The organism is Moorena sp. SIO2C4, assembly GCF_010672485.1.
Lineage (GTDB): Bacteria > Cyanobacteriota > Cyanobacteriia > Cyanobacteriales > Coleofasciculaceae > Moorena > Moorena producens.
In genome coordinates, this window is the sequence record NZ_JAAHGN010000530.1 from 1 (window position 1) to 5,105 (window position 5,105).

A 5,105-nucleotide genomic window follows, 5' to 3' on the forward strand; every position below is an offset into this window, starting at 1 on the left:
TGATCAGCAAGTCGCTTTATTAGTGGAGCTACATCGGACAGAATCACCCAAAATGAATCTATCCATTGAGCTGCATCCTGCTGGTGGTCGAGACCTTCTCCCCAAAGGTTTACAAATTATGGTGCTAGATGAAGAAGGAATTGTGGTGATTCAAGTCCAAGCCAGAGAGACAGAAAATCTTAAGTTGCAAGTTAGCGGCGAAGCAGGAGAACATTTTACCATTAAGTTGGTTTGGAATGATATCAGTATTACCGAAAATTTCTTAATCTGATTGTAAGCATTCAGATTAAGAATGAAGAATGAAGAATGAAAAAAAATCCAATTCTAAATTCTAAATTATACATTCTTCATTCCAATAATTTATCAAATTTTCCTGTGGCACTTTCTGTTAAGCGCACCTAAGAACTTTGCTCACCAGAAGCTAGCTGCTGATTAACCACAACCATAAACTCCTCTACAGAAGCAATGGTAATTGCCTGTCTGAGCAACATTGTCAACATCGAGTCATCGTTAATTTGGTTGATTGTTTCCACCAACTCACTAGGCACATCTTCAAAACGAATCCGAAGTACTTCCAGCAAGGATTCTCGACCTTTTTCCAAAATGCCGATTTCAATCCCCTCTTGACGAGCAAGGCGTTCATAACTAGTAACGTAAGGCATATTACTCTCCTGTTCGTAACTTATAATTTCTTCTGTAAAGCAGGTTTGCAAGTTATCGGGTAAACTAATTAGCCAATCAATTAACCGGAATAACTCTAGGATATCTTGCCTGCCATAGCCCCGTTGATACAAACGTTTCGCAACTTGTAATTTAATCTGATATCGTTGCTGAACATCTTGTTTAGTTTGCTGATTGGCCAGATGAGCTGCCACAATTACAGCAAAGGGATTGTTACTTTCTTCCAACACCTCGGACGAATAATCCAGCAGTTTCACAATCGGGAAGCGCAACAACACCTCACACCCCCAAATCCTGTAACTGTATTCATTTGGTCGCCAGGATTTGCTTTCATCAGCTAGAACAGCTAAACTGACTACTTGACGCCGATATTTGTCAAAAATGCGGTAATTGTACACATAAATCCTCTCAGCAAACACGGATTCGTATTGACTTTGGACTTCCACATGAATTAATACCCAGGTTTCCTGGCCATCGGTGCGCCAAACCTTAACTAATTTGTCTGCTTCCCTAGTGCTAATTTCCCCATCCCGGGCTATTTGTTGGAATTCCTTGTCGAGAAATTCATAGCCTTTATCCCAGTCAATGTTTTCCTCAATTTCGGGGAATAAAAATGCCATAAAGGGTTGGAAATATAAGGAAATTGCCTCTTTCCATGGATTATCGTAGTCTGCACGTTGATTGGTCATCACTCATGGAATTGTTACCCAATTCAGAATTTGTTATAACTAATATACTCCTAAAAATATACCTTATTTATACAGTTTAAATATCATCAGCTGTCAGATATCAGATATTAGCTATCCTCTAAACTAAATGCGTTCGCGTAGCGGCTGTTTCAGAGTATCGCATTCCCCTTTTATTCTTACCTGCCATGGCGACAACAGCAAAAAGAATGAAGAATGAAGAATGAAGAATGAAGAATAAAAAAAAATCCAACTCTCAATTCAAACTTCAAACTTCAAACTTCAAACTTCAAACTTCATCCTATCGCTCCCAAGGTTTTCAAAGTTGCTTTCTGTGCCTCAGTTAACCCTCTAACTCCAGTAATATTCATGGCTTCATAGAGTCTAGGAGTTTTCAGGATTTTCAAACACTCCCCTGTTTCTACATCCTTTAGCCTTACCGTTTGGTCTTGAGACCCACTGGCCATAATTTGACCATCCACACTGAAGGCGACTGAAGAGACCAGATGGCTATGTCCGGTGCAAATGTCAAGGCACTCCCCTGTGGAAACATCCCAAAGTCTGACCGTTTTGTCAGCACTGCCACTGCTTAGGGTTTTCCCATCGGGACTGAAAGCAACTGACAATACCCAATTGGTATGTCCGGTCAAGGTTTTGCAGCACTTACTCTCACGGATATCCCACAGCTTCACCGTGTGGTCTGTACTGCCACTAGCCAAAAGCTGACCATTGGGACTAAAGGCGACCGAGTGGACTCGATTACTATGTCCGCGCAAAATTCCCACACAGCTTCCAGTCTCACAATTCCATAACCTCACCGTGTGGTCAGCACTGCCACTGGCTAAGGTTTTCCCGTCATTACTGAATGCCACTGAACGCAGTCTATCGGTATGTTCTTGAAACGTTCTGATGCAGTGACCTGTGCTGACATCCCACAGCTTGACCGTGTGGTCGGCACTGCCACTGGCTAAGGTTTTCCCGTCACTACTGAATGCTACTGAAAATACCCAATCAGTATGGCCATGTAGTGTTCTAATGCAGCAACCTGTGCTAACATCCCACAGCCTAATCGTATTGTCTGTACTGCCACTGGCTAAGGTTTTCCTATCACTACTGAATGCCACTGAATAGACAAAGTCAGTATGTCCGGGCAAGGTTCTGATGCAGCTACCAGTACCATAATCCCATACTCTTACCGTGTAGTCGTTACTGCCACTAGCCAGGGTGTGACCGTCACTACTAAACGCGATGGGCATTGCCCAATCCGTATTTCCATACCAAGTTTTCAAGCATTGACCGGTTTGACAATCCCACAGCTTCACCTTTTGGTCTAAACTCACACAAACCAGGGTGTTTCCATAAGGACTAAAGGCCACTGAAAATACCTGATTGCTGTGTCCATGCAAGGTTTTCAAACATTCATTGGTGCTAGTATCCCACAGCCTGACTATGTGGTCGCCACCGCCACTAGCCAGGGTTTTGCCATCTGGACTAAAGGCCACGGAGTAGACACCACTACTATGTCCAGTGTAAGTTCTTAAGCAGCGACCTGTGCTTACCTCCCAAAACTTCACCGTGTGGTCGCCACTGCCACTGGCTAGGGTTTTCCCGTCACTGGTGAATGCCACTGACCCAACGCAATCCCTATGTCCAGTGCCAGTGTTCAGGCATTCACCAGTGCCACTATCCCAGAATTTCACCGTGTGGTCGTCACTGCTACTGGCTATAGTCTTACCATCTGGACTAAAGGCAACGGATCTAACCCAACTGCTATGTCCGGTGCAAGTTTTGAGACATTCTGCAGTTTTGATATCCCAGACTTTCAAGGTGTGGTCGCCACTACTAGTAACTAGGGTCTTACCATCTGGACTAAAAGCGACTGAACATACTTCATTAGTATGTCCGGTACAAGTCTTTAAGCACTTACCATCACTGACATCCCAAAACTTAACGGTGTGATCGGCACTGCAACTAGCTAAGATTTTACCATCATGGCTGAAAGCAAGGTCTCGTACCAAATTGGTATGACCCTCACATAGCAAAACTAGTTTACCGCTTGGTACTTCCCACAGGCGAACTTTCCAATCTGTATCACAGGTTGCTAATAGTTTACCATCTGGGCTGAATGCTGCTGATAAAATATTTCCTAAGGTTTCCGTAAATACTGAGCTGGTCAAGTCAGCATCAGCGAAATTGACATTGTGTAATTTAATCCCCTCTAGGTTAGCTTGCCAAACTGTTAGATTAGAAAAGTCATAGCTGTTTAAATCAACCTGTAATTGGCGCATTATATTAATTATATTGCCGCAGATATATGCCGGATCTTGAGTTATTTTTTTTACCGTGGAAGTTGGGGAGCGCAGCATTGATATAATTTCTAGCAAGTGATTGCTGAGATTTTTTGTGCAACCAAAACTAGCGAGTAATCTTTCAATAATCGGTTCGATAATCAGAGAGACTTGACTATCCCGAATATACTCAGCAGCAGTGGCTTTGACTAATGCGTGAGTGCGGAACAGAGCCAAATTTTGACTAGTAATTTCCTCAGGAATCTGCTCAATTAATCGATTAACCATGTATTCCATCACTACAGGTTGTTGGGTAAACCCAGCCGAGGTTTTCTCAATCAATGAGCGCCGTTGTAGAGACCCTAGAGACTGTAAAATGTCAGGAGAGCATCGGTGGCAGACAACGTCCTGTTCCAACTCCTTAAAAAAAACCGGTTCGCGATTAATAGCTAGCCAGTACATCAGCTCTTGTTGTGTAGCACTCAGGCGCTGAAACTGCCGATCTAGCAAATCCCGAATATCATCAAAAATGAATGAGCCTTGCTTTAAAAAATTCAGGAACTGAGCAATATTGCCATAAAAAAAGTCTCTGACCACACAAGCCACCATTTTTAAGGCTAAAGGATTTCCAGCATAGTGCTCAATAACCGTTAGCCACTGGGTCTCATCCCCAGCAAAATTTCCTTTTTCCTTCAGGATTTCCTGCCCATCAGTGTCTGATAACCCTGTGAGTGGGAAGCAGCGAATGGGTAAGCTTTCCCCCTCCAGGATAATCAAGTCCTGGGGTGGCTCCCGAGAGGTCAGTAATAGACAGCTGTGGTGGGCGGTTTCACCAATACTTCTGAGCAGCTCACCGTATTCAGCATATCCTTCTCGATAACTACCGGTGCGATCGCCACTTTGCAGAATCGACTCAACATTATCTAGAACTAGCAAGCAACGCCGCCCTTGTAAATACCGAATCAATCGCAGAATTTTGCCATCCACAGAGGAGGGTAAATTGGTTTCCTGCTGTCCAGACAAAAATTGAATCAGGTCTGCCAGGAGTTCTTCTAGGGGAGGCGCATTGCGTAGAGTCCGCCAAATCACAAACTCAAATTTATCTTCCAGAAGATGGGCTAAAGTCACAGCCACAGAGGTTTTACCAATTCCCCCCATCCCTAGAAGTGTCACCAGGCGGCACTTGTCCTGAAGAATCCATTGCTGTAGGGTGTTGAGTTCCTCAGTACGACCGTAGAAACCTCTTAGCTTTGGTGCTTGTCCCCAATCAACACGTTTAATTTGAGCCACAGTGGGACTCTTGCCGTTATTGATTTGATCTGCCTTAATCTGATCTGGCTCAACAACCTTTTCCCAATCAACCCCTACAGCACTACAAATAGCGATGAAGGTGTCACAGCGAATCGGTTGTCTGGCCCAAAATCGGTTTAAAGTTGCCCTAGAGGTTAAA

3 protein-coding genes are annotated in these 5,105 nt (G+C 43.8%); 1 reads left to right on the top strand and 2 read right to left on the bottom strand.

Annotation, left to right across the window (positions count from 1 at the left end; translation table 11 throughout):
- On the top strand, positions 1 to 271 hold a 271-nt coding region (locus F6K20_RS23645), incomplete at its 5' end, for a DUF1822 family protein (RefSeq protein WP_287296237.1).
- A 127-nt stretch (positions 272 to 398) separates the two neighbouring features.
- Here the strand turns inward: F6K20_RS23645 and F6K20_RS23650 are convergent.
- Together F6K20_RS23650 and F6K20_RS23655 are read right to left on the bottom strand one after the other, a co-directional pair.
- Entirely contained in the window at positions 399 to 1,370 is a 972-nt protein-coding gene (locus tag F6K20_RS23650; protein ID WP_287296239.1) for an RpnC/YadD family protein, read from the bottom strand.
- A gap of 293 nt (positions 1,371 to 1,663) precedes the next feature.
- Positions 1,664 to 5,105 (bottom strand): WD40 domain-containing protein (locus F6K20_RS23655; RefSeq protein ID WP_287296241.1); only part of this gene is annotated, 3,442 nt, incomplete at its 5' end.